Genomic DNA, 20,910 nt, shown 5'->3' with positions numbered 1-20,910 from the left:
GACTTCCTGCGCCTGTTAAAAACGCAAGATTGGCGGAACGACCGCATAGCGAGACACGCCCACTTTGGAGTAGTAATGATTTTTAGTTTAAATGCTGTACTGGATTTTTTGTCTAACGGCGTCACCCGACTCACCGCCTGGCAAGTGTTCTTCTATACGCTGGTGGTTACGCACATCACCATCGCCAGCGTCACCATCTACCTGCACCGCCACCAGGCGCACCGCGCGCTGGAGTTGCACGCCATCCCTAGCCACTTCTTCCGTTTCTGGCTGTGGCTGACCACCGGCCAGGTGACCAAGGAATGGGCGTCGATCCATCGCAAGCACCACGCCAAATGCGACACCGAGGAAGATCCGCACAGCCCGGTCACGCGCGGCATCAAGAAAGTATTCTGGGAAGGCGCCGAGCTGTATCGCGCTGAATCGAAGAACCTGGAAACCATGGAAAAGTATGGCCATGGCACGCCGGACGACTGGATCGAACGCAATCTGTACACCCGCTTCAGCTGGCAGGGTGTGGCTGCGCTGCTGGTGGTCAACTTCGTGCTGTTCGGCGTGATCGGCATCAGTGTGTGGGCAGTGCAGATGATGTGGATCCCCGTCACGGCGGCCGGCATCATCAACGGCATCGGCCACTACTGGGGCTACCGCAACTACGATTGCTCCGACGCGGCGACCAACATCATCCCGTTCGGCATCCTGATCGGCGGCGAAGAGCTGCACAACAACCACCACACCTTCGCCACCTCGGCCAAGCTGTCGTCGAAGTGGTATGAATTCGACATCGGCTGGGGCTACATCCGCGCGCTGGAAATGATGGGCCTGGCCAAGGTCAAGAAACGCGCACCGGAGCCGAAGTTCGCCAAAGGCAAAATCGAAGCCGACTTCGACACGCTGCAATCGGTCATCGCCAACCGCTACGACGTGATGGCCAAGTACGCCAAATCGGTCAAGCATGCCTGGAAAGAAGAGCTGGAACACCTGAAAGACAAGGCCCAGCTGGAAGCCCGCTTCCTGAAGTCGTCGCGCAAGCTGTTGCAGCGCGAGCCTGGCAAGCTGGAAGCGCCTCAGCAACAACAGCTGGTGGAATTGTTCCAGCACAGCAAAGCGCTGGAAACCATGCACACGATGCGCGTGGAACTGGGCGTGATCTGGGAGCGTTCGCACTTCACCCGCGACCAGTTGCTGCACAAGCTGCAAGACTGGTGCAACCGCGCGGAAGCGTCGGGCATCAAGTCGCTGCAAGACTTCTCGCTCCGCCTGCGCAGCTACGCATAAGAAAGTATTGATACAATTGAACGGCCCCGAAATTCGGGGCCGTTTTTCATTTCAGGGAGTGACATGACATTGCGAACTTACTTGGCTGCCCTGGCGTTGGCTGTGCCGCTGTGCGGCGCACACGCCGCTGACTGGACCGTGCGCTTCGACGGCGCCGGCCCGCTGAAGATCGGCATGCGTTTCGACGCCGTCAACAAAGTGCTGGGCGATCACATGGAGCGCACGCCGAAAGCGTTGCGCGGCTCGCCGAACTGCTTCCAACTGGAGCCGGCTCGACAGCCCGGTTTGCTGCTGATGTTTATCGGCGACGTGTTGAAGCGGGTGGACGTGATGGAGGAGGGCATACTATCCGAGCGCGGCATCGGCCTGGGCGACCCGGTGGAAAAGATACGCCAGGTGTACGGCGAAGCGGTAACCTCCGCGCCGCAAGCCTACGATGACAGCGAACAGACCCTGACGGTCAAAGCCGGCGGTGGCCAATACGCGATCCGCTTCGACACCAGCAAAGGCAAGGTCGGCGCGATCTACGCCGGCGCCTGGAAGGAAGTGCAATACATCGAAGGCTGCTTGTAAAATAAAAAAGCCGCTGAGCTGATGCTGAGCGGCTTTTTTGCGAGAAGCGAAGATCGAATTACTTGATCTTGGTTTCTTTGAACATTACGTGCTTGCGTGCTTTAGGATCGAACTTCATGATCTCCATTTTAGCAGGCGTGGTGCGCTTGTTCTTGGTAGTGGTGTAGAAGAAACCCGTACCTGCGGTCGATTCCAGTTTGATTTTGTCGCGGCCAGTTTTTGCCATGGTAGCTCCTAATTAGACTTTTTCGCCACGGGCGCGCATGTCGGCCAGTACGGCATCGATGCCGACTTTGTCGATTACGCGCAGACCAGCGTTGGACAGACGCAGGGAGACCCAGCGGTTTTCAGATTCAACAAAAATACGACGGTTCTGCAGGTTAGGCAGGAAACGACGTTTGGTTTTGTTGTTTGCGTGGGAAACATTGTTGCCGACCATCGGCTTCTTCCCAGTAACTTGGCAAACACGTGCCATAACGCACTCCTTAAAAGACATTCCACAATTGGAAAAACAAGAGTATATCCAAAAACCTCAGCTTTTTCAATGACTTGTGAAAAACAATTGTGTCGCGTGTATACGAAAATATTTAACAATTGTGAATTCACTCGTAAACCCTTGAGCCCATAGGGGTAAACTCATAGCTGGCCGTGCTCGGCAAACGAGTGAACCTGGTGGCCGGCCACCACAAAATGGTCGAGGATGCGGATATCTACCAGCGCCATGGCCTGCACCAGCGCCCGCGTCAGCAGCAGGTCCGACTCGCTGGGATCGGGCGTGCCGGACGGGTGGTTGTGGGCCAGCATGATGCTGGCCGCGTTGCAGGCCAGCGCCGCTTTCACCACTTCGCGTGGGTAGACGCTGGTATGCGTCAAGGTGCCGCGAAACATTTCCTTGGCGTCGATCAGGCGGTTCTTCACGTCCAGGAACAGCACGTAAAACGACTCGAAGTCCTTGCCGCTGAAGGTGATGCGCAGGTATTCCTTCACCGCGCGGGGCGAGCTCAGCGTGTTGCCGGCCTTGATTTCCTCCAGGATGGCGCGCCGTGCCAGCTCCATCACCGCCTGCAGTTGGGCGAACTTGGCCGTGCCCAGCCCGCGCAGGGCGGAAAACTCCTTCAGGCTGGCGCCGAACATGCCTTGCAGCGAGCCGAAGTGGTGCAACATTTCCTGCCCCAGCTGCACCGCGTCCTTGCCCGGCACGCCGGTGCGCAGGAAAACCGCCAGCAATTCGGCATCTGTCAGCGCCGCCGCGCCTTCGCGTATCAGCCGTTCGCGCGGGCGGCGCTCCAGCGGCCATTCGTTAATTGCCATCGATATCCTCCGCAAATCAGCACAGACGACGGGCGCGGCAGGCAAGGTGGCTTACAATAGAGCCTTTGCCAGCTTACTGAATCCCACGTCATGTCTAACGCGCAACCTGCTGTTGTCACCAAATCGGCTTACTTAACACTGCATTATCGTCTTGCCTCGCTGGACGGTACTGATATCGTTACAACCTTCAGCGGAAATCCCGCCACGCTGATGCTGGGCCAGGGCCAGCTGGCGCCGGTGCTGGAAGAGTTGTTGATCGGCATGCCTGAAGGCACGCACAAGACTTTCGACCTGGAGCCGGGCGTCGGCTTCGGCCCGCGCAATCCGGAGCTGGTGCGCGAAGTCACCCGCGCCACGCTGGACGACAACTCGGTGCCAGGCGCCGACTACAAAGTGGGCGACCTGGTCGATTTCGCCGCGCCGGGCGGCGGCCGCTTCGCCGGCATCCTGCGCGAGCTGGGCGATGAAACCTGTCTGTTCGACTTCAACCACCCGCTGGCCGGCCAGCCGCTGAAATTCGAAGTCAAACTTATTTCCGTGCTGTGAGGAACTCATGAGCGATAAAGAAATCCTGTTGGCCCAGCCGCGCGGCTTTTGCGCCGGCGTCGACCGTGCCATTGAAATCGTCGAACGCGCGCTGACCCAGTTCGGCGCGCCCATCTATGTGCGCCACGAGATCGTCCACAACGCCTACGTGGTGGAAGACCTGCGCAACAAGGGCGCCATCTTCATCGAAGACCTGGACGACGTCCCGGCCGGCAATACGCTGGTGTTCTCGGCCCACGGCGTCTCCAAGGCGGTGCGGGCGGAAGCGGAATCGCGCGGTCTCAGCATCTTTGACGCGACTTGCCCGCTGGTCACCAAGGTCCATGTGGAAGTGGCCAAGATGCGCAAGCAGGGTTGCGAGATCGTCATGATCGGCCACGACGGCCACCCGGAAGTCGAAGGCACGATGGGCCAGACCGAAGAAGGCATGTACCTGGTCGAAACCGTGGCCGACGTCGACAAGCTGAACGTCACGAAGCCGGACCAGCTGGCCTACGTTTCGCAGACAACGTTGTCGGTAGACGACACTGCCGACATCATCGAAGCGCTGAAGCGCAAATATCCGGCGATTATCGAGCCGAAAAAGGGCGACATCTGCTACGCCACCACCAACCGCCAGGAAGCCGTGAAATTCATGGCGCCGCAAGTGGAAGTGGTGATCGTGGTCGGCAGCCCGAACAGCTCCAATTCCAACCGCCTGCGCGAAGTGGCGGAGAAGAAGGGCACGCCTGCCTACATGGTCGACAACGCCACGCAGATCGATCCGCTCTGGCTGGAAGGCAAATTGCGCGTGGGCGTCACCGCTGGTGCGTCGGCGCCGGAAGTGCTGGTGCATGCCGTCATTGACCGCCTGAAGGAATTGGGCGCGCGCAGCGTGCGCACGCTGGATGGTGTGCAGGAAGCGGTCACTTTCCCGCTGCCTAAAGGCCTGGATGGACAGAAAGCTGCACCAGCGGAGGGCGTGGTTTAACAACTTTCGGGATGAAACGGAATTAAATTTTGCATCTTTCCGTTATTCCGCAGTTAGTTTTTCCAGAATCTCGCTATCATTGCCTCGCTCTCAAAAAGTTGTCGTTTAGGCTTATAAACGAAGGAACGACGGAGGGCGCGGCTCGCAGGAGACGCTACTGGTTCAGGCATGAAATTTGCATCATGAACGTGTAGTCAACGGCGGCACTACGGAGACAACTCCGGGTGCCGTTTTTGTTAGATGAACCGCTGTGCAGGCATAAACACAAAAAGTAAAGGCACTCTTCATGGATACATTTATCCAACAAATTATTAACGGGCTGGTGCTAGGCAGCATGTACGCACTGGTCGCGCTGGGCTACACCATGGTCTACGGCGTGCTAAACCTGATTAACTTCGCCCACGGCGACGTGTTGATGATCGGCGCGATGACCGGCCTGACCATCCTCAAATACCTGAATGAATACGCCCCGGACCTGCCTGGCTACGTCAAGCTGGCGATCGCCATCGGCGGCGCCATCCCGGTCTGCATCGTGGTCAACATCCTGATTGAGCGCGTCGCCTACCGCCGCCTGCGCAATGCGCCGCGCCTGGCGCCGCTGATCACCGCCATCGGCGTATCCATCCTGCTGCAAACCATCGCCATGATGATCTGGACCCGCAACCCGCTGGCCTTCCCGCAACTGCTGTCGTCGGAACCGATCACGGTCGGCGGCGCGCTGATCTCGCAGACGCAGATCCTGCTGCTGGTGCTGGCCGCGCTGTCGATGACGGGCCTGGTGCTGCTGGTGGAAAAAACCAAGATGGGCCGCGCCATGCGCGCCACGGCGGAAAATCCCCGTGTCGCCGGCCTGATGGGCGTCGACTCCAACAAGGTCATCGTCGCCACCTTCGCGCTGGGCGCGGGCCTGGCCGCCGTGGCCGGCGTGATGTGGGGCGCCAACTACGCGTCGATCCAGTTCGCGATGGGCTTCGTGCCCGGCCTGAAAGCCTTCTCGGCAGCCGTGCTGGGCGGCATCGGCAACATCTACGGCGCGATGATAGGCGGTATCGTGCTCGGCATTATCGAGAGCCTGGGCGCCGGCTACATCGGCGACCTGACCGGCGGCTTCCTCGGCAGCCACTACCAGGACATCTTTGCCTTCGTCGTGCTGATCATCGTGCTGACGGTGCGTCCGTCCGGCATCATGGGCGAGCGCGTTGCGGACCGTGCCTAAGCTGAGGAACTACACATGGCTATTCTGAATTTCGACACCACCCGCAACCCGCGCAAGGCCTACAGCAGCATGGCTGTGGTCCTGATCGGCCTGCTGATCTTCCCGTTCGTCGCCTCGCAGTTCGGCAACTCCTGGGTCCGCATCATCGACATGGCGCTGCTGTACATCATGCTGGCGCTGGGCCTGAACATCGTGGTCGGCTTCGCCGGCCTGCTGGACCTGGGCTACATCGCCTTCTACGCGGTGGGCGCCTACATGACCGGCCTGCTGGCTTCGCCGCAATTCGCGACCCTGCTGGAATCGCTGATCAACGAGTACCCGGTGGTCGGCAATTCGCTGGTCGCCATCCTGGGACCGGATATCCAGCAAAACGGCATCCACCTGTCGGTATGGGTGATCGTGCCGCTGGCGGCCGCGCTGGCCGGCCTGTTCGGCGCGCTGCTGGGCGCGCCGACCTTGAAGCTGCGCGGCGACTATCTGGCCATCGTGACCCTGGGCTTCGGCGAGATCATCCGCATCTTCATGAACAACCTGAACGAGCCGATCAACTTCACCAACGGTCCGCAGGGCATCAACCTGATCGACCCGATCCGCGTGTTCGGCGTCAACCTGGCGGGGGAGGCGGGCTCGCGCGCCAACGTCATCGTCGGCGGCTTCTCCATGCCGTCGGTGAACGCCTATTACTTCCTGTTCCTGTTCCTGTGCATCGCCGTGGTGTTCGTCACCTCGCGCCTGCAGCACTCGCGCCTGGGCCGCGCCTGGGTCGCGATCCGTGAAGACGAGATCGCCGCCAAGGCGATGGGCATCAACACCCGCAACGTCAAGCTGCTGGCGTTCACGATGGGCGCCTCGTTCGGCGGCGTCGCCGGCGCCATGTTCGCTTCGTTCCAGGGCTTTGTGTCGCCGGAATCGTTCTCGCTGACCGAGTCGATCGCCGTGCTGGCGATGGTGGTGCTGGGCGGTATTGGCCACATCCCTGGCGTCATCATGGGCGGCGCGCTGCTGGCGGCGCTGCCGGAAGTGCTGCGCCACGTGGTCGAGCCTTTGCAGGAAAAACTGTTCGGCCACGTGCTGATCGAAGCGGAAGTGCTGCGTCAGCTGCTGTACGGCCTGGCGATGGTGCTGATCATGCTGAACCGCCCGGCGGGTTTGTGGCCGGCGCCCAAGCATGAAGACCGTCCCGACGGCGACTCCGACACCAAAGATCAATCGTCCGGCACCGTGGCGGCCTGAGGAAAGCAGAAATGAGCGAACAAGTTATTCTCCACATCGCCGGCGTCAACAAGCGCTTCGGCGGCTTGCAGGCGCTGACCGATGTCGGCATCAAGATCATGAAGGGCCAGATCTACGGCCTGATCGGCCCCAACGGCGCCGGCAAGACCACTTTCTTCAACGTCATCACCGGCCTGTACCAGCCGGACACCGGCACCTTCGAGCTGGCCGGCAAGCCGTATTCGCCGTCGGCGCCGCATGCGGTGGCCAAGGCCGGCATCGCCCGCACCTTCCAGAACATCCGTCTGTTCGGCGAGATGACCGCGCTGGAAAACGTCATGGTCGGCCGTCATGTGCGCTCGCACCAGGGCGTGTTCGGCGCCGTGTTCCGCCACAAGGCGGCGCGCGAAGAGGAGGCGGCTATCCGCAAGCGCGCACAGGAGTTGCTGGACTTCGTCGGCATCGGCCAGTTCGCCAGCCGCACGTCGAAGTTCCTGTCGTACGGTGACCAGCGCCGCCTGGAAATCGCCCGCGCACTGGCCACCGATCCGCAACTGCTGGCGCTGGATGAACCGGCGGCCGGCATGAACGCCACCGAGAAGCTGGCGCTGCGCGAACTGCTGGTCAAGATCAAGAACGAAGGCAAGACCGTGCTGCTGATCGAGCACGACGTCAAGATGATGATGGGCCTGTGCGACCGGCTGATGGTGCTGGAATACGGCAAGCCGATCGCCGAAGGTCTGCCGGCGGAAATACAAAGCAATCAGGCGGTTATCGACGCCTACCTGGGAGGATCGCACTAATGGGCGACAACGTTCTTAAAGTATCGGGACTGAAAGTCGCGTATGGCGGCATCAAGGCCGTCAAAGGCATCGACCTGGAAGTGAACAAGGGCGAGCTGGTCGCCTTGATCGGCGCCAATGGCGCCGGCAAGACCACCACCTTGAAGGCCATCACCGGCACGCTGCCGCCTTGCAAGGTCGAGGGCACGGTGTCGTACAAGGGTGAGTCGCTGAAGGGCAGCAAGTCCTTCCATCTGGTCGAGAAGCGGCTGGCGATGGTGCCGGAAGGGCGCGGCGTGTTCACCCGCATGTCGATCCAGGAAAACCTGATGATGGGCGCCTACACCCGCGACGACAAGGCCGGCATCGACGCCGACATCGCCAAGTGGTTCGACGTGTTTCCGCGCTTGAAGGAGCGCGCGGCGCAGATGGCGGGCACGCTGTCGGGCGGCGAGCAGCAGATGCTGGCGATGGCGCGCGCGCTGATGTCGCATCCCGAGTTGCTGCTGCTGGATGAGCCGTCGATGGGCCTGTCGCCGATCATGGTCGAGAAGATTTTCGAAGTGATCCGCAATGTGTCGAAAGAGGGCATCACCATCCTGCTGGTGGAGCAGAACGCCAAGCTGGCGCTGCAAGCGGCGCACCGCGGCTACGTCATGGACTCCGGCCACATCACCATGACCGGCAACGCCAAGGACATGCTGGACGACCCGCGCGTCAAAGCTGCCTACCTCGGCGAATAATCGGGCGAAAAAAAGCCTCGGCCGTGGCCGAGGCTAGTGAGGATCCGGCGCCCTACCGCGCCGGAATTCCTTGATTACTTCTTGGCTGGAGCAGCTTTGGCGGCAGCAGCGGTGAACTGGTTCACGGCCGAGGTCAGGTTCGATTCGATCGACTCAACAGCTTGCTTGGCGGTCTTGGCGAATTGCTCGTAGCCGGCGTTGGCGTTGCCGATGGCCGATTTCAGGATGGCGACAGCGTTTTCCGAACCAGCTGGGGCGTTCTTGCTGACTTCTTCCACCAGCGAGATGACTTTACGGTTGGTTTCAGCGATCTGGGTTTCAGCAGCTTTGCTGAATTCAGCGCCGGTGCTCGAAGCGATGGTCGCCAGGTGACGGCCGTAGGCGATGGTTTTTTCTGCGCTAGGCTGGGCTTGTGCCGAAGCCAGCGAGAAGAATTCTTGTGGATCTTTAGCCGACAGCAGCTGCTTGGTGGTGATCGACGACTCTTCCAGCGATGCCTTGGCAGCGGTCAGGTTCAGATCGACGAATTTCTCCACGCCTTCGAAAGCTTTGTTGGTCAGGGCCGAGAAGATCGCAAATTGAGCTTCGAAGTTGGCTTTGGTCGCATTGGAAAATTGCTCAGGGATAGAAAACATTTGAATCTCCAGGAAAGTAGTCATTGATTAAGTACTGCTGAGGTACTGCTTGTTTCTTACGGCCGGCGAGAAACAGGCTATCCACGTTTCAGACCGAACAACTAATTGTGCAACGCAACAAACCCGATTTTACGGCCTTCAGAAATTAAGTCAAGCGATTTTTTGTGCATTGCACCAAAGAACGAAATCTAGCTTGAGGAAAGTATTTCCATAGGGGAAATACGGCTTGGCAAGGCATAGCCGGTGGCGAAATGGTCGCCGTGATAGACTTGCATCCTGTCGAGTCGGCGCCGCAATCCGGCGCCGATTTCCTTTCATGCTGCAAGTAAGTTTTACCGGTTTCCCCATGCCCAACACCCCGAGCGCCGCCGTGGTTGTCAAACACGCCACTTTCCTGTCGCCGCTGCCGCTGTTTTTCGTGCTGTTGTGGAGCAGCGGCTTCATCGTCGCCAAGTTCGGCCTGCCGTATGCGCCGCCGCTGACCTTCCTGGTGATGCGCTTTGTGGGCGTGTTGCTGTTCCTGGTGCCGGCCGTGCTGCTGCTGAAGGCGCCCTGGCCGCAGGGCAAGGTCTGGCAGATCGCGCTGGCCGGGCTGCTGGTGCAGGCGGGCTACCTGATCGGTGTCTGGTGCGCCATCAAATTGGGCATGCCGGCCGGCTTGTCGGCGTTGATCGTCGGCATGCAGCCCATCCTGACCGCCTTCGCCGCGCCGCTGATCGGCGAGAAAGTGCGGCCGCTACAATGGCTGGGCCTGGTCTTCGGCCTGGCCGGGGTGGGGCTGGTGGTGGCCGCCAAGATCAAGCTGGTCGGATTGTCGACCGACGCCATCCTGCTGAGCGTGCTGGCGCTGCTGTCGATCACCGCCGGCACCCTGTATCAAAAACGCTATTGTCCGCATTTCGACCTGCGCACCGGCACCGTGATCCAGTTTGCCGCCTCGCTGGTCCTGGTGCTGCCGCTGGCCATCATCTTCGAAGGGCTGACGCCGGACTTTGCTGCGGTGCAGTGGACGCCGCGTTTCTTCGGCGCCTTGCTGTGGTCGGTGATGGGCTTGTCGATCGGCGCCATCTTCCTGTTGTTCGCGCTGATACGCCGCAGCGACGCCACCCAGGTCACCAGCCTGATGTACCTGACGCCGCCGACCACCGCCGTCATGGCCTGGCTGATGTTTGGCGAGGCTTTCAACGCCCTCGGCATAGCGGGGATGGCGCTGGCGGTCACCGGTGTGATATTTGTAGTCAAGAAAACCAGATAAGCGAGTGCATATGATTTCAACTCCCGACCAGCAAGCGGTGGACGCCGCCATCACCAGCCGCCGATCGATCCGCGCCTTCCTGCCGCAAGCCGTGGCGCGCGAGGATGTCGCGCAGATTTTGCAGGTGGCGGCGCGGGCGCCGTCCGGCACCAATACCCAGCCGTGGAAAGTCTACGTGCTCGATGGCGAGCGCAAGCAGCAGTTGTCAACGGCGATACTGGCCGCACATAGTGATCCAGAGCAGGCTAAACAGCACAGCGAGGAATACGCCTACTATCCGCGCGAGTGGATTTCGCCTTTTATTGAGCGGCGTCGAAAGGTCGGCTGGGATTTGTATGCTCTACTGGGTTTGACGCGCGACAATAAGGCCGGCATGGCTGCACAACACGGCCGCAATTATGAATTTTTTGGCGCTCCGGTAGGTCTCATCTTTACCATCGACCGCATCATGGAGCAGGGCTCGTGGCTGGACTACGGCATGTTCCTGCAAAACATCATGGTGGCGGCGCGGGCGCGGGGCCTCGATACTTGCCCGCAGGCGGCTTTTACCCAGTATCATAAAATCATAGGCAGCCAGTTGGGATTGCCGGACAATGAAACCGTGGTGTGCGGCATGGCCCTTGGTTACGCCGATAGTTCGAAAGTTGAAAATACCTTGATCACGGACCGTATGGCGCTTGAGGAATTTGTTAAATTTGTTGGTTAGAACTAGCTTGTTTAAAACCTACGGCGCCATATTGTATCGACGCAACCATCGATGCTGCCAATGTTAAATTTGCTTGCGATTGTTCATTATTTTGCTACACTGCAACAGGTCTTTCGCTTTCTCTACACCGTTTTTTTCGGGGATATGAATGTATAAACTAGCTTTAAGTGCGCTCATTTCGCTGATGTTCGCCTCCACGGCGCTCACCGCATCGGCAGCCCAGGCTGCCGATGGCGCCACATCGAAAAAACACCATGTGAAGAAGGTCAAGGCCCGTGGACCTGTGCGCGTGGCTGCCGCCGAGCCTGGCGAACGCGTGGTCAAGCGCGTGATCAAGGTCAATGGCCGCCGCAAAGTGGTGTACCAGCGCATGATCGTGGCCGCGCCAGCGGTGCCGACCATGGGCGACCTGGCCGGCCTGAACATGACGCACGATCCGCTGGACCTGAAATCCAATGTGGCGCTGGTGCTGGACCAGGCCAATTCCGAAGTGCTGTTTGAAAAGAATTCCAACGTCGCCCTGCCGATCGCCTCGATCACCAAGATGATGACCGGCCTGGTCGTGGTCGAAGCCAAGCAGAACATGGACGAGATCCTGAGCATCACCGACGAGGACGTCGACCGCGAAAAATTCAGCAGCTCGCGCCTGAAGGTGGGTACCCAGCTGAGCCGCGCGGACATGCTGCACATCGCGCTGATGAGTTCGGAAAACCGGGCGTCGTCGGCCCTGGGCCGTAACTATCCAGGTGGCAAGCCTGCGTTTGTCGAGGCGATGAACGCCAAGGCCCGCGAACTGGGCATGGTCGATACCCACTACGTCGATTCCAGCGGTCTGTCGAAAATGAATGTGGCCAGCGCGCGCGACCTGGCCAAGCTGGCGATGGCGGCGTATCAGCAGCCCATCCTGCGCCAGTACTCGACCGACGCCAAGGCCATGGTCGAAACCAACGGCCGTCCGATGCAGTTCGGCACCACCAACCACCTGGTGGCCAGCCCGGACTGGTCGATCGGCTTGCAGAAAACCGGCTTCATCAACGAAGCGGGGCGCTGCCTGATGATGCAGGCGGTCATCGAAGGCCGCTCGGTCATCATGGTGTTCCTCGATTCCAAGGGCAAGCAGTCGCGTATCGCCGATGCCGGCCGCATGCGCAAATGGCTGGAGGCGCTGAAGCCTGCCGCCCTCAGCGCGCCGCTCAGCTCGCCGTCGACTTATTCGACTGGAATGTAACCCAGCGTGGCGGAGATCTGGTTGGCGGTCATGACCAGGTCTTCCAGCCATTCGTCCTGCAGACGGTCGGCCGGCGCCGAGATCGACAGCCCGGCAATCAGCTTGCCGCTGTCGTCGTGGATGCCGGCGGCCATGCAACGCACCCCCAGCTCCAGCTCTTCATTGTCGCGCGCGTAGCCGCGTGACTTCACCAGGCTCAGCTCGCGCTCCAGCTTGGCCAGGTCCGTGATCGAATTCTTGTTGTGGCCGGCCAATCCGGTGCGCGTGGCGTAGGCGCGGATGGCTTTAGGCTCGTCCACCGACAGGAACAGCTTGCCGGTCGAAGTCAGGTGCAGCGGGCCGCGGCCGCCGATGGCGCGCACTACCTGCATGCCCGAGCGTTCCGAGAAGGCGCGGTCGATGTAGACGATCTCGTCGCCCTGGCGTACCGACAGGTTGATGGTCTGCTGGGTTTTCTTGTGCAGTGCACGCATGAAATCCAGCGCGGCCTCGCGCACCGACAGCCGGCTCTTCACAACATTGCCCAATTCCAGCAGCCGCATGCCGAGCCGGTAGGTGCCCGGTTCGATGCGGTCGACAAAGCGCGTCAGCACCATGTCGTTCAGAATCCGGTGGGCGGTCGAAGGGTGTAGCCCGGAAACCTTGGACAATTCCTTCAGGCTCACAGGGTCGGGATATTTGGCCAGCGCATCGAGTAGCGCCACCATACGCTCGATCACCTGGATAGTGGTCTTTTGCTCTGGAACGGTTTCGATTTTCATGATGTGGTTGGTGCGGTGCAGTATGCGATGACTACTTTATACCATAATGTGAAAAAAATAGAAATTGATGCATAATGATACATTCACCATTTGCGGCTTATTCATGGAACCAGTGAGCGAATTCAAGAGCAAGAGCGGCCTGAAACGTATCTTTTCGGCCTTTTTATACTCCATCGACGGCTTCAAGTCGGCCTGGAAGCATGAGCATGCATTCCGCCAGGAAGTGAGCCTGTTCGTGGTCGGCACCATCATCGCGCTGGTGCTGCGCATCTCGGCGTTCGAGAAATTGATGCTGATCGGCGTGCTGATGTTGATATTGATCGTGGAACTGATCAATTCCTCCATCGAAGCCGTGGTGGACCGCGTTTCGCTGGAACGCCACCCGCTGTCCAAGAACGCCAAGGACTTCGGCAGCGCCGCCGTGTTGCTGACCTGTCTGCTGGCGGCAGGCGCCTGGGGCGTGGTGCTGTTCAACCGTTTCTATTGAACGTATATAAAGTTTCGGTATAAGGAACTGCTAAAAGCTTAGTTCTCATTTATAAAGGACAGCCGTAATCTGGAGACCTTCACTACAAGGGGAACCACAAAATGCTGTCCAAGAAAATTATTGCTGCTGCTATTCTCGCCGTCACCGCCGTCGCTCCAGCCTTGGCGGCAGAAATCTCGTTGCTGAACGTATCCTACGATCCGACCCGTGAGCTGTACCAGGACGTCAACACCGCCTTTGCCAAAAGCTGGCAAGCCAAGACCGGCGACGTGCTGAAAATCAAACAATCGCACGGCGGCTCCGGCAAGCAGGGCCGCGCCGTGATCGATGGCCTGGAGGCGGACGTGGTCTCGCTGGCGCTGGCCTACGACATCGACGCCATCGCCGAGCACAAGCTGCTGTCGCCGGAGTGGCAGAAAAAGCTGCCGCACAACAGCACCCCGTACACCTCGACCATCGTGTTCCTGGTGCGCAAGGGCAATCCTAAAGGCATCAAGGACTGGAACGACCTGGTCAAGCCGGGCGTCGCCGTCATCACCCCGAATCCGAAAACCTCCGGCGGCGCACGCTGGAACCACCTGGCCGCCTACGGCTACGCGCTGCGCCTGCCGGGCGGCACCGAAGCCTCGGCCAAGGATTTCTTGAGCAAGCTGTACAAGAACGTGCCGGTGCTCGATTCCGGCGCGCGCGGCGCCACCACCACCTTCGTCGAGCGCGGCATCGGCGACGTGCTGATCGCCTGGGAAAACGAGGCGCTGCTGGCGGTCAAGGAACTGGGCCCGGCCAAGTTCGACATCATCGCGCCGTCGGTCTCCATCCTGGCCGAGCCGCCGGTGGCCGTGGTCGACAAGGTGGTCGACAAGCGCGGCACCCGCAAGGTGGCCGAGGCTTACCTGAACTTCCTGTACACCGATGAAGCGCAGGAAATCATCGCCAAGAACTACTACCGTCCGGCCGTGGAAAAAGAGGCGAAGAAATACGCCGCCCAATTCCCGAACGTGAAACTGTTCAAGCTGTCCGATGTGGCCGGCGACTGGACCAAGGCGCAGAAGACCCACTTCGCCGACGGCGGCCTGTTCGACCAGATCTACCAGCCCAAGTAATCATGAACGGCGCGCTGTCCCGGTTTCGCGTGTTGATTGCGCCCGGTCTGCATAACAGCGGACCGGAGCACTGGCAAAGCCGCTGGCAACGGCTGTTCCCCGCCTTCGAGCGGGTACAGCAGGACGATTGGGACGTGCCGGACCTGCCGCGCTGGTCGGCCCGCATCGATCAGGCGCGCCGTGCGGCGGCTGGCGACCAGCGGCCGACGCTGATCGTCGCCCACAGCTTCGGCACGCTGGCCACGGTGCACAGCCTGGCGCGCGATCCATCCGGCGTGGCGGGCGTGCTGCTGGTGGCGCCGGCCGATCCCGATAAATTCAATGTCGCGGCGCAACTGCCGCAGCAGGCGCTGCCGGCGCCGTCCATCATGGTCGGCAGCACCGACGATCCGTGGATGGCGGCGCCGCGCGCGCAGCTGTGGGCGCAACGCTGGCGCAGCCGCTTCATCGACGGCGGGCCGCTGGGCCACATCAATGCCGAGTCGGGGCTGGGCGATTGGCCCGAAGGTCTCGAAACATTGTATTTTTTAGCAGAAAAGGCGCAGAATAGTAGGCTGACGGCTTAATGCAAGCCGGTGTTCTTTTTCCCATCTGGAGCTGACTATGACGATACGACTGGGCGATACCGCCCCTGATTTTGAACAAGATTCTTCCATCGGCAAGCTGCACTTTCATGAGTGGGCAGGTAATTCCTGGGTGGTGCTGTTCTCGCACCCGGCCGATTTCACGCCGGTCTGCACGACCGAGCTGGGCCTGACTGCCAAGCTGAAACCGGAATTCGACAAGCGCAACGTCAAGGCGATCGCGCTGTCGGTCGACCCGGCCGAATCGCACAAGTCGTGGATCGCCGACATCGAGGAAACCCAGGGCACCCTGGTCGGTTTCCCGATCATCGCCGACGCCGACCGCAAGGTTTCCACGCTGTACGACATGATCCACCCGAACGCTTCGACCACGGCCACCGTGCGTACGCTGTTCGTCATCGATCCGAACAAAAAAGTGCGCCTGAGCCTGACTTACCCGATGAGCACCGGCCGTAACTTCGACGAAGTGTTGCGCGTTATCGACGCCCTGCAACTGACCGACGGCTACACCGTGGCCACGCCAGGCAACTGGAAAGACGGCGACGACGTCATCATTCCTCTGACCGTGCAGGATCCGGACGTGCTGAAGCAAAAGTATCCGAAGGGTTATACGGCGGCACGACCTTACTTGCGCGTCACACCCCAGCCAAATAAATAACGCATAAGCAAATAAGGATTGCGTTGTTTGGATATTCCCCTAGAGTAGTTACTCTGCAGCCTACTCTTGGGGATTTGCATGGATTTGTCATTTGTCGCATCTGGTTTCGCGGTCGGCCTGCTGGTCGGCATGACTGGCGTGGGCGGCGGTTCGCTGATGACGCCGCTGTTGACGCTGCTGTTCGGTGTTTCGCCTGCGGTAGCGGTCGGCACCGACCTGGCCTTCGCCTCGCTGACCAAGGGTGTCGGCACCTTCACCCACCGCATGCGCGGCACGGTGCACTGGGAAATCGTGCGTCGCCTCTGCCTCGGCGCCTTGCCGGCGGCCTTGCTGGCTAGCATCTCCCTCAAATATTTCGGTACGCTCAACAAGGAAATCGGCCAGGTCATACGCTATATGATCGCCGGCTCGGTGATGCTGACCGTGGTCGCCTTGCTATTCAAACGCAAGATGCTGGCCTGGATCATGGCCCATCCCGAGCGCCAGTTGCAGGGCAGGGCGCTGAGCATCGCCACCATCGTCGCCGGCGCCGTGCTGGGCACGCTGGTGACCATCTCGTCGATCGGCGCCGGCGCCATCGGCGCCACCCTGCTGGTGATGCTGTACCCGCGCCTGACCGCCGCCGAAGTGGCCGGCACCGATATCGCCTATGCCGTGCCGCTGACGGCGATCGCCGCCGTCGGCCACTGGTGGCTGGGCTCGATCAACTGGAGCTTGTTGCTGACTTTGCTCGTCGGCTCGCTGCCCGGCATCACCATCGGCGCCTACGCCGCCCGCGCCGTGCCGGAACGCCTGCTGCGCGGCTTGCTGGCATTCACCTTGGTCGCGGTCGCCGCCAAGCTGGTTTCTTAAAAACCATATAGCTTTATCGTCTAACCAAATGAAAAATGCTTCGTTTGTAATATGAAGTGCAGATGAGATTATGCAGCCCTTATAGAAGAATTTGTAATAAGGGAGCATCCATGTCAGCAGTTCTCGCTGCGCCCGCCACGGCGTCCAGCGCCGTCCGGGGCGCGCCTTTCCGCGTCATGCCGGGGTTCCGGTTGTCGCTGGGATTCACCATTTTCTACCTGACGCTGATCGTCCTGATCCCGCTGTCGGCCGTATTCCTGAAGACCTTCACGCTCAGCTGGGAAGGCTTCTGGAACGCGGTGACGTCGGCGCGCGTGATGGCCTCCTATAAGCTGACCTTCGGCGCCTCGCTGCTGGGCGCCTTCGTCAACGTCATCTTCGGCAGCATCGTCGCCTGGGTGCTGGTGCGCTACGAGTTTCCCGGCAAGCGCATCATCGACGCCCTGGTCGACCTGCCGTTCGCGCTGCCGACCGCCGTGGCCGGCATCACCTTGACGGCGCTGTATTCGGCCAACGGCTGGTTCGGCCGCTTCCTCGAAGGCACGCTGGGTTTCAAGGTGGCGTTCACGCCGGTTGGCGTGGTGGTGGCACTGACCTTCATCGGCCTGCCGTTCGTGGTGCGCACCGTGCAACCGGTGCTGGAAGACGCCGAGCGCGAACTGGAAGAAGCCGCCGCCAGCCTGGGCGCCAACGCCTTTCAAACCTTTACCCGCGTGGTGTTCCCGACCATCTTGCCGTCGCTGATGACCGGCTTCGCGCTGGCCTTCGCGCGCGCCACCGGCGAGTACGGCTCGGTGATTTTCATCGCCGGCAATATGCCGATGGTGTCGGAAATCACGCCGCTGTTCATCATCACCAAGCTGGAGCAGTACGACTACGCCGGCGCCACCGCAATCGCGGTGGTGATGCTGGTGGTGTCTTTCATCATGCTGTTGACCATCAACCTGTTGCAAGCCTGGGCTCGCGGAAAGTCGGGTAAATAATGACCGCTGCTTCTACAACTATTCCAACTACACCCGCACGTCGCGGCGAGCTGCCGTCGGCCCCGCAAACGCTGGAGCCGCGCTGGGTGCGCATCGCGCTGATCGCCGTTGCGCTGACCTTCCTCACGCTGTTCCTGTTCGTGCCGCTGGTGGCGGTGTTTGTCGAAGCGTTCCGCAAGGGCTGGCAAGCCTATGTGGCCGCCATCATCGAGGACGATGCGATCTCGGCCATCAAGCTGACCTTGATCACGGCGGTCATCGCCGTGCCGCTGAACCTGGTGTTCGGCGTGGCCGCGTCGTGGTGCATCGCCAAGTTCGAGTTCCGAGGCAAGAGCATCCTGCTGACCCTGATCGACTTGCCGTTCTCGGTGTCGCCGGTGATCTCCGGCCTGATCTACGTGCTGCTGTTCGGTGCGCAGGGCTGGTTCGGCCCGTGGTTGCAGGAGCACGACATCAAGATCCTGTTCGCGGTGCCGGGCATCGTGCTGGCCACCATCTTCGTCACCTTCCCGTTTGTCGCGCGCGAGCTGATCCCGCTGATGCAGGCGCAAGGCAACGAGGAAGAGGAGGCCGCCATCGTGCTGGGCGCGTCCGGCTGGGACACCTTCCGCCGCGTCACGCTGCCCAACATCAAGTGGGGCCTGCTGTACGGCGTGATCCTGTGTAACGCCCGCGCGATGGGCGAGTTCGGCGCGGTGTCGGTGGTGTCCGGCCACATTCGCGGCGAGACCAATACCGTGCCCTTGCAGGTCGAGATCCTCTACAACGAATACAACTTTGCCGCCGCCTTTGCCGTGGCCTCGCTGCTGGCCCTGCTGGCGCTGGTGACGCTGGCCCTGAAATCCTTTATCGCCTGGCGCCTGAACGAATCGATCGCCGACGACGTGCGCACAACGGAGTAATGCCATGACCATCGAAGTTAAAAACATCAACAAGCGTTTCGGCGATTTCGTCGCCCTCAACAATGTGTCGCTGGATTTTCCGCAGGGCGAACTGACCGCGCTGCTCGGGCCTTCCGGCTGCGGCAAGACCACGCTGCTGCGCATCATCGCCGGCCTCGAACATCCGGACTCGGGCCAGGTGCTGCTGGACGCTAACGACGCCTCGCATCGCCATGTGCGCGAGCGCCAGGTCGGCTTCGTGTTCCAGCACTACGCGCTGTTCAAGCACATGACGGTGTTCGAGAACGTCGCCTTCGGCCTGCGCGTCAAGCCGCGCGCCGAGCGGCCGTCGGAAGACCAGATCCGCCGCAAGGTCAAGGAGCTGCTGGAGCTGGTGCAGCTGGACTGGCTGGCCGACCGCTATCCGCCGCAGCTGTCGGGCGGTCAGCGTCAGCGCATTGCGTTGGCGCGCGCACTGGCGGTCGAGCCGCGCGTGCTGTTGCTGGACGAGCCGTTCGGCGCGCTCGACGCCAAGGTGCGCAAGGAACTGCGCCGCTGGTTGCGCCGCCTGCACGACGACCTGCACGTAACCTCGATCTTCGTCACCCACGACCAGGAAGAGGCGCTGGAAGTGGCCGACCAGGTGGTGCTGATGAACAAGGGTAACGTCGAGCAGATCGGCGCGCCGGACGAGGTCTACAACCATCCGGCCTCGCCGTTTGTGTACGGTTTCCTCGGCAACGTGAACATGTTCCACGGCCGCGTGCAGGACGGCATCCTGGCCAGCGGCGACGCTTCCTTCACCGTGCCGGGCCAGCCGTCGGCCGACGGCAAGGGCACCGCCTACGTGCGCCCGCACGACCTGGAGATCGACCGCTACGCGCCGGGCGCGGAAGGCATCGTGGTCAAGCTGCGCCGCGCACATGCGATCGGCCCGCTGGCCCAGCTGGACCTGGAGCGCAGCGATACCGCCGAGCTGATCGAAGCGGTGATGTCGAATGAACGTTATAGCCAACTGCAATTGAAAGAAGGCGAAACCCTGGTAGTGCGTCCCAAGCGCCTGCGTGTATTTGTTGATGGCGGAGTCTCCTTATGAATTTCCAACAACTGCGGTCCATCCGCGAAGCCGCCCGTCGTGGCTACAACCTGACCGAAGTGGCGAATGCGCTGTTCACCTCGCAACCCGGCGTCAGCCGTCAGATCCGCGAGCTGGAGGACGAGCTGGGCGTGGTGATTTTCGAGCGCAACGGCAAGCGCCTGACCGGCATGACCGAACCCGGCAAGGGCATCCTGAAGATCATCGAGCGCCTGCTGATCGAGGCGGAAAACCTGCAGCAGGCCAGCCTGGAATACACCGGCCAGCAAAGCGGCACCCTGAGCGTGGCCGCCACCCACACGCAGGCGCGCTACGCGCTGCCCAAAGTGGTGCAGAGCTTCCGTACGGCCTATCCCGACGTGCGCATCGCCTTGCAGCAGAGCGCGCCCGAGCACATCGCCGAATGGATCTTGTCCGGCAAGACCGACATCGGCATCGCCACCGAGGGGCTGTCGCAGTTCCCCGACCTGGTGTCTTTCCCTTGCTACCGCTGGAGCCATTTGATCGTGGTGCCGGACGGCCATCCGCTGCTGGCGCGCTCGCCGATCCGGCTGGAGGACCTGGCCGAGTTCCCGTTGATTACCTATGACGTCGGCTTCACCGGCCGCGGCCATATCGACGCGGCGTTCGAACGCGCCGGCGTCAAGCCCGACATCGTGTTGACGGCGATGGATTCGGACGTCATCAAGCAGTACGTGGCGCTGGGCCTGGGCGTGGGCATCGTCGCCTCGATGGCCTTCGACCACGGCCGCGACAAGGGCATGCGCGCGGTGGAAGCGTCGCACCTGTTTGCGCAAAACACCACGCGGCTGGCGGTGCGGCGCGGCGCTTATCTGCGCTCCTACGCCTACCACTTCATCCAGGAATTCGCCCCCGACCTGACCCGCGCCGATATCGACGCGGCCTTGAACGGCGGGGATCTGAGCTGATGTGGCGGGCAGCAAACAGTCAGCTAATTTTTTCCATCCGGCGCCGCTGATTGACTCTATACTCAAACTCATAACTAGCTTGCAGCAACCAAGAATTTAAGTCCGTTGGTCTTACTCTGGG

General features: G+C 60.9%; 25 protein-coding genes. 20 read left to right on the top strand and 5 right to left on the bottom strand.

Features of this window, described 5'->3' with window-relative positions:
- The first annotated feature begins 75 nt into the window (after window positions 1-75).
- Together D0T21_RS15440 and D0T21_RS15435 are read left to right on the top strand one after the other, a co-directional pair.
- The gene (locus D0T21_RS15440; protein ID WP_116990488.1) at window positions 76-1,278 is read left to right on the top strand and encodes a fatty acid desaturase; all 1,203 of its coding nucleotides are present in this window, start codon (window positions 76-78) and stop codon (window positions 1,276-1,278) included.
- 63 nt (window positions 1,279-1,341) lie between these two features.
- The gene (locus tag D0T21_RS15435; RefSeq protein WP_116990487.1) at window positions 1,342-1,851 is read left to right on the top strand and encodes a hypothetical protein; all 510 of its coding nucleotides are present in this window, start codon (window positions 1,342-1,344) and stop codon (window positions 1,849-1,851) included.
- A gap of 58 nt (window positions 1,852-1,909) precedes the next feature.
- Here the strand turns inward: D0T21_RS15435 and rpmG are convergent, their stop codons facing one another.
- From rpmG to radC, 3 genes are all read right to left on the bottom strand, one after another.
- Window positions 1,910-2,077 (bottom strand): 50S ribosomal protein L33, encoded by a 168-nt coding sequence (gene rpmG, locus D0T21_RS15430; protein WP_008451489.1) that lies wholly within the window; start codon window positions 2,075-2,077, stop codon window positions 1,910-1,912.
- Window positions 2,078-2,089: 12 nt separating this feature from the next.
- Window positions 2,090-2,326, bottom strand: coding sequence for a 50S ribosomal protein L28 (rpmB, locus tag D0T21_RS15425; protein ID WP_008451488.1), 237 nt, complete (start codon window positions 2,324-2,326; stop codon window positions 2,090-2,092).
- A 161-nt stretch (window positions 2,327-2,487) separates the two neighbouring features.
- On the bottom strand, window positions 2,488-3,162 hold the full coding sequence (radC, locus tag D0T21_RS15420; RefSeq protein WP_116990486.1) for a DNA repair protein RadC: 675 nt from the start codon (window positions 3,160-3,162) through the stop codon (window positions 2,488-2,490).
- Window positions 3,163-3,252: 90 nt separating this feature from the next.
- Here radC and D0T21_RS15415 point away from each other — a divergent pair, with 90 nt between their 5' ends.
- The 6 genes from D0T21_RS15415 to D0T21_RS15390 all read left to right on the top strand — a co-directional run bounded on the left by D0T21_RS15415 (window position 3,253) and on the right by D0T21_RS15390 (window position 8,631).
- Complete coding sequence (locus D0T21_RS15415) at window positions 3,253-3,708, top strand: peptidylprolyl isomerase (protein WP_026334141.1); 456 nt, start codon at window positions 3,253-3,255, stop codon at window positions 3,706-3,708.
- A 7-nt stretch (window positions 3,709-3,715) separates the two neighbouring features.
- Window positions 3,716-4,678, top strand: coding sequence for a 4-hydroxy-3-methylbut-2-enyl diphosphate reductase (ispH, locus tag D0T21_RS15410; protein ID WP_116990485.1), 963 nt, complete (start codon window positions 3,716-3,718; stop codon window positions 4,676-4,678).
- A gap of 286 nt (window positions 4,679-4,964) precedes the next feature.
- Window positions 4,965-5,894, top strand: coding sequence for a branched-chain amino acid ABC transporter permease (locus D0T21_RS15405; RefSeq protein WP_116990484.1), 930 nt, complete (start codon window positions 4,965-4,967; stop codon window positions 5,892-5,894).
- Window positions 5,895-5,909: 15 nt separating this feature from the next.
- Entirely contained in the window at window positions 5,910-7,127 is a 1,218-nt protein-coding gene (locus D0T21_RS15400; protein ID WP_116990483.1) for an ABC transporter ATP-binding protein, read from the top strand.
- An 11-nt stretch (window positions 7,128-7,138) separates the two neighbouring features.
- Entirely contained in the window at window positions 7,139-7,909 is a 771-nt protein-coding gene (locus D0T21_RS15395) for an ABC transporter ATP-binding protein (RefSeq protein WP_116990482.1), read from the top strand.
- Entirely contained in the window at window positions 7,909-8,631 is a 723-nt protein-coding gene (locus D0T21_RS15390) for an ABC transporter ATP-binding protein (protein WP_116990481.1), read from the top strand. The genes D0T21_RS15395 and D0T21_RS15390 overlap by 1 nt, the downstream gene beginning before the upstream one ends.
- A 74-nt stretch (window positions 8,632-8,705) precedes the next feature.
- Here the strand turns inward: D0T21_RS15390 and D0T21_RS15385 are convergent, their stop codons facing one another.
- Entirely contained in the window at window positions 8,706-9,266 is a 561-nt protein-coding gene (locus D0T21_RS15385; RefSeq protein ID WP_116990480.1) for a phasin family protein, read from the bottom strand.
- Between the two features lie 346 nt (window positions 9,267-9,612).
- Between D0T21_RS15385 and D0T21_RS15380 the strand changes: the two genes are divergently transcribed.
- The 3 genes from D0T21_RS15380 to pbpG all read left to right on the top strand — a co-directional run bounded on the left by D0T21_RS15380 (window position 9,613) and on the right by pbpG (window position 12,455).
- A complete protein-coding gene (locus D0T21_RS15380) occupies window positions 9,613-10,521 on the top strand; it encodes a DMT family transporter (protein ID WP_116990479.1) in 909 nt (302 codons plus the stop codon).
- Between the two features lie 10 nt (window positions 10,522-10,531).
- Window positions 10,532-11,227 carry a nitroreductase gene (locus D0T21_RS15375; RefSeq protein WP_116990478.1) on the top strand — a complete coding sequence of 232 codons (696 nt, stop codon included), beginning with the start codon at window positions 10,532-10,534 and terminating at the stop codon, window positions 11,225-11,227.
- Between the two features lie 148 nt (window positions 11,228-11,375).
- Window positions 11,376-12,455 carry a D-alanyl-D-alanine endopeptidase gene (gene pbpG, locus D0T21_RS15370; RefSeq protein ID WP_116990477.1) on the top strand — a complete coding sequence of 360 codons (1,080 nt, stop codon included), beginning with the start codon at window positions 11,376-11,378 and terminating at the stop codon, window positions 12,453-12,455.
- Here the strand turns inward: pbpG and D0T21_RS15365 are convergent.
- Entirely contained in the window at window positions 12,437-13,216 is a 780-nt protein-coding gene (locus D0T21_RS15365; RefSeq protein ID WP_116990476.1) for an IclR family transcriptional regulator, read from the bottom strand. The two genes, pbpG and D0T21_RS15365, sit on opposite strands and share 19 nt — an antisense overlap.
- A 103-nt stretch (window positions 13,217-13,319) precedes the next feature.
- Between D0T21_RS15365 and D0T21_RS15360 the strand changes: the two genes are divergently transcribed.
- The 9 genes from D0T21_RS15360 to D0T21_RS15320 all read left to right on the top strand — a co-directional run bounded on the left by D0T21_RS15360 (window position 13,320) and on the right by D0T21_RS15320 (window position 20,789).
- Entirely contained in the window at window positions 13,320-13,703 is a 384-nt protein-coding gene (locus D0T21_RS15360; RefSeq protein ID WP_116990671.1) for a diacylglycerol kinase, read from the top strand.
- A 101-nt stretch (window positions 13,704-13,804) separates the two neighbouring features.
- Window positions 13,805-14,806 (top strand): sulfate ABC transporter substrate-binding protein, encoded by a 1,002-nt coding sequence (locus D0T21_RS15355; protein ID WP_116990475.1) that lies wholly within the window; start codon window positions 13,805-13,807, stop codon window positions 14,804-14,806.
- Between the two features lie 2 nt (window positions 14,807-14,808).
- Window positions 14,809-15,372, top strand: coding sequence for an alpha/beta hydrolase (locus D0T21_RS15350; RefSeq protein WP_116990474.1), 564 nt, complete (start codon window positions 14,809-14,811; stop codon window positions 15,370-15,372).
- A 37-nt stretch (window positions 15,373-15,409) separates the two neighbouring features.
- Entirely contained in the window at window positions 15,410-16,048 is a 639-nt protein-coding gene (locus D0T21_RS15345; protein WP_116990473.1) for a peroxiredoxin, read from the top strand.
- Between the two features lie 78 nt (window positions 16,049-16,126).
- Window positions 16,127-16,900 (top strand): sulfite exporter TauE/SafE family protein, encoded by a 774-nt coding sequence (locus tag D0T21_RS15340; RefSeq protein ID WP_116990472.1) that lies wholly within the window; start codon window positions 16,127-16,129, stop codon window positions 16,898-16,900.
- Between the two features lie 110 nt (window positions 16,901-17,010).
- On the top strand, window positions 17,011-17,883 hold the full coding sequence (gene cysT / locus D0T21_RS15335) for a sulfate ABC transporter permease subunit CysT (RefSeq protein ID WP_229211485.1): 873 nt from the start codon (window positions 17,011-17,013) through the stop codon (window positions 17,881-17,883).
- Window positions 17,883-18,785 carry a sulfate ABC transporter permease subunit CysW gene (gene cysW, locus D0T21_RS15330; RefSeq protein ID WP_116990470.1) on the top strand — a complete coding sequence of 301 codons (903 nt, stop codon included), beginning with the start codon at window positions 17,883-17,885 and terminating at the stop codon, window positions 18,783-18,785. Before cysT ends, cysW begins: the two co-directional genes overlap by 1 nt.
- Window positions 18,786-18,789: 4 nt before the next feature.
- Window positions 18,790-19,860, top strand: coding sequence for a sulfate/molybdate ABC transporter ATP-binding protein (locus D0T21_RS15325; RefSeq protein ID WP_116990469.1), 1,071 nt, complete (start codon window positions 18,790-18,792; stop codon window positions 19,858-19,860).
- Window positions 19,857-20,789: a CysB family HTH-type transcriptional regulator gene (locus tag D0T21_RS15320; protein WP_116990468.1), complete on the top strand. Its 933-nt coding sequence runs from the start codon at window positions 19,857-19,859 to the stop codon at window positions 20,787-20,789. The genes D0T21_RS15325 and D0T21_RS15320 overlap by 4 nt, the downstream gene beginning before the upstream one ends.
- The last annotated feature ends 121 nt before the right edge of the window (window positions 20,790-20,910 follow it).

It is taken from the genome of Duganella sp. BJB476 (genome assembly GCF_003416895.1).
GTDB lineage: Bacteria > Pseudomonadota > Gammaproteobacteria > Burkholderiales > Burkholderiaceae_D > Rugamonas.
The sequence above is the reverse complement of the archived record's forward strand: the minus strand, read 5'-3'. Positions and strand labels throughout refer to the sequence as shown.

Coding starts and splice junctions, on each gene's coding strand:
- D0T21_RS15440 (WP_116990488.1), top strand. CDS start 76: ATGATTTTTAGTTTAAATGCTGTACTGGATTTTTTGTCTAACGGCGTC.
- D0T21_RS15435 (WP_116990487.1), top strand. CDS start 1,342: ATGACATTGCGAACTTACTTGGCTGCCCTGGCGTTGGCTGTGCCGCTG.
- rpmG (WP_008451489.1), bottom strand. CDS start 2,077: ATGGCAAAAACTGGCCGCGACAAAATCAAACTGGAATCGACCGCAGGT.
- rpmB (WP_008451488.1), bottom strand. CDS start 2,326: ATGGCACGTGTTTGCCAAGTTACTGGGAAGAAGCCGATGGTCGGCAAC.
- radC (WP_116990486.1), bottom strand. CDS start 3,162: ATGGCAATTAACGAATGGCCGCTGGAGCGCCGCCCGCGCGAACGGCTG.
- D0T21_RS15415 (WP_026334141.1), top strand. CDS start 3,253: ATGTCTAACGCGCAACCTGCTGTTGTCACCAAATCGGCTTACTTAACA.
- ispH (WP_116990485.1), top strand. CDS start 3,716: ATGAGCGATAAAGAAATCCTGTTGGCCCAGCCGCGCGGCTTTTGCGCC.
- D0T21_RS15405 (WP_116990484.1), top strand. CDS start 4,965: ATGGATACATTTATCCAACAAATTATTAACGGGCTGGTGCTAGGCAGC.
- D0T21_RS15400 (WP_116990483.1), top strand. CDS start 5,910: ATGGCTATTCTGAATTTCGACACCACCCGCAACCCGCGCAAGGCCTAC.
- D0T21_RS15395 (WP_116990482.1), top strand. CDS start 7,139: ATGAGCGAACAAGTTATTCTCCACATCGCCGGCGTCAACAAGCGCTTC.
- D0T21_RS15390 (WP_116990481.1), top strand. CDS start 7,909: ATGGGCGACAACGTTCTTAAAGTATCGGGACTGAAAGTCGCGTATGGC.
- D0T21_RS15385 (WP_116990480.1), bottom strand. CDS start 9,266: ATGTTTTCTATCCCTGAGCAATTTTCCAATGCGACCAAAGCCAACTTC.
- D0T21_RS15380 (WP_116990479.1), top strand. CDS start 9,613: ATGCCCAACACCCCGAGCGCCGCCGTGGTTGTCAAACACGCCACTTTC.
- D0T21_RS15375 (WP_116990478.1), top strand. CDS start 10,532: ATGATTTCAACTCCCGACCAGCAAGCGGTGGACGCCGCCATCACCAGC.
- pbpG (WP_116990477.1), top strand. CDS start 11,376: ATGTATAAACTAGCTTTAAGTGCGCTCATTTCGCTGATGTTCGCCTCC.
- D0T21_RS15365 (WP_116990476.1), bottom strand. CDS start 13,216: ATGAAAATCGAAACCGTTCCAGAGCAAAAGACCACTATCCAGGTGATC.
- D0T21_RS15360 (WP_116990671.1), top strand. CDS start 13,320: ATGGAACCAGTGAGCGAATTCAAGAGCAAGAGCGGCCTGAAACGTATC.
- D0T21_RS15355 (WP_116990475.1), top strand. CDS start 13,805: ATGCTGTCCAAGAAAATTATTGCTGCTGCTATTCTCGCCGTCACCGCC.
- D0T21_RS15350 (WP_116990474.1), top strand. CDS start 14,809: ATGAACGGCGCGCTGTCCCGGTTTCGCGTGTTGATTGCGCCCGGTCTG.
- D0T21_RS15345 (WP_116990473.1), top strand. CDS start 15,410: ATGACGATACGACTGGGCGATACCGCCCCTGATTTTGAACAAGATTCT.
- D0T21_RS15340 (WP_116990472.1), top strand. CDS start 16,127: ATGGATTTGTCATTTGTCGCATCTGGTTTCGCGGTCGGCCTGCTGGTC.
- cysT (WP_229211485.1), top strand. CDS start 17,011: ATGTCAGCAGTTCTCGCTGCGCCCGCCACGGCGTCCAGCGCCGTCCGG.
- cysW (WP_116990470.1), top strand. CDS start 17,883: ATGACCGCTGCTTCTACAACTATTCCAACTACACCCGCACGTCGCGGC.
- D0T21_RS15325 (WP_116990469.1), top strand. CDS start 18,790: ATGACCATCGAAGTTAAAAACATCAACAAGCGTTTCGGCGATTTCGTC.
- D0T21_RS15320 (WP_116990468.1), top strand. CDS start 19,857: ATGAATTTCCAACAACTGCGGTCCATCCGCGAAGCCGCCCGTCGTGGC.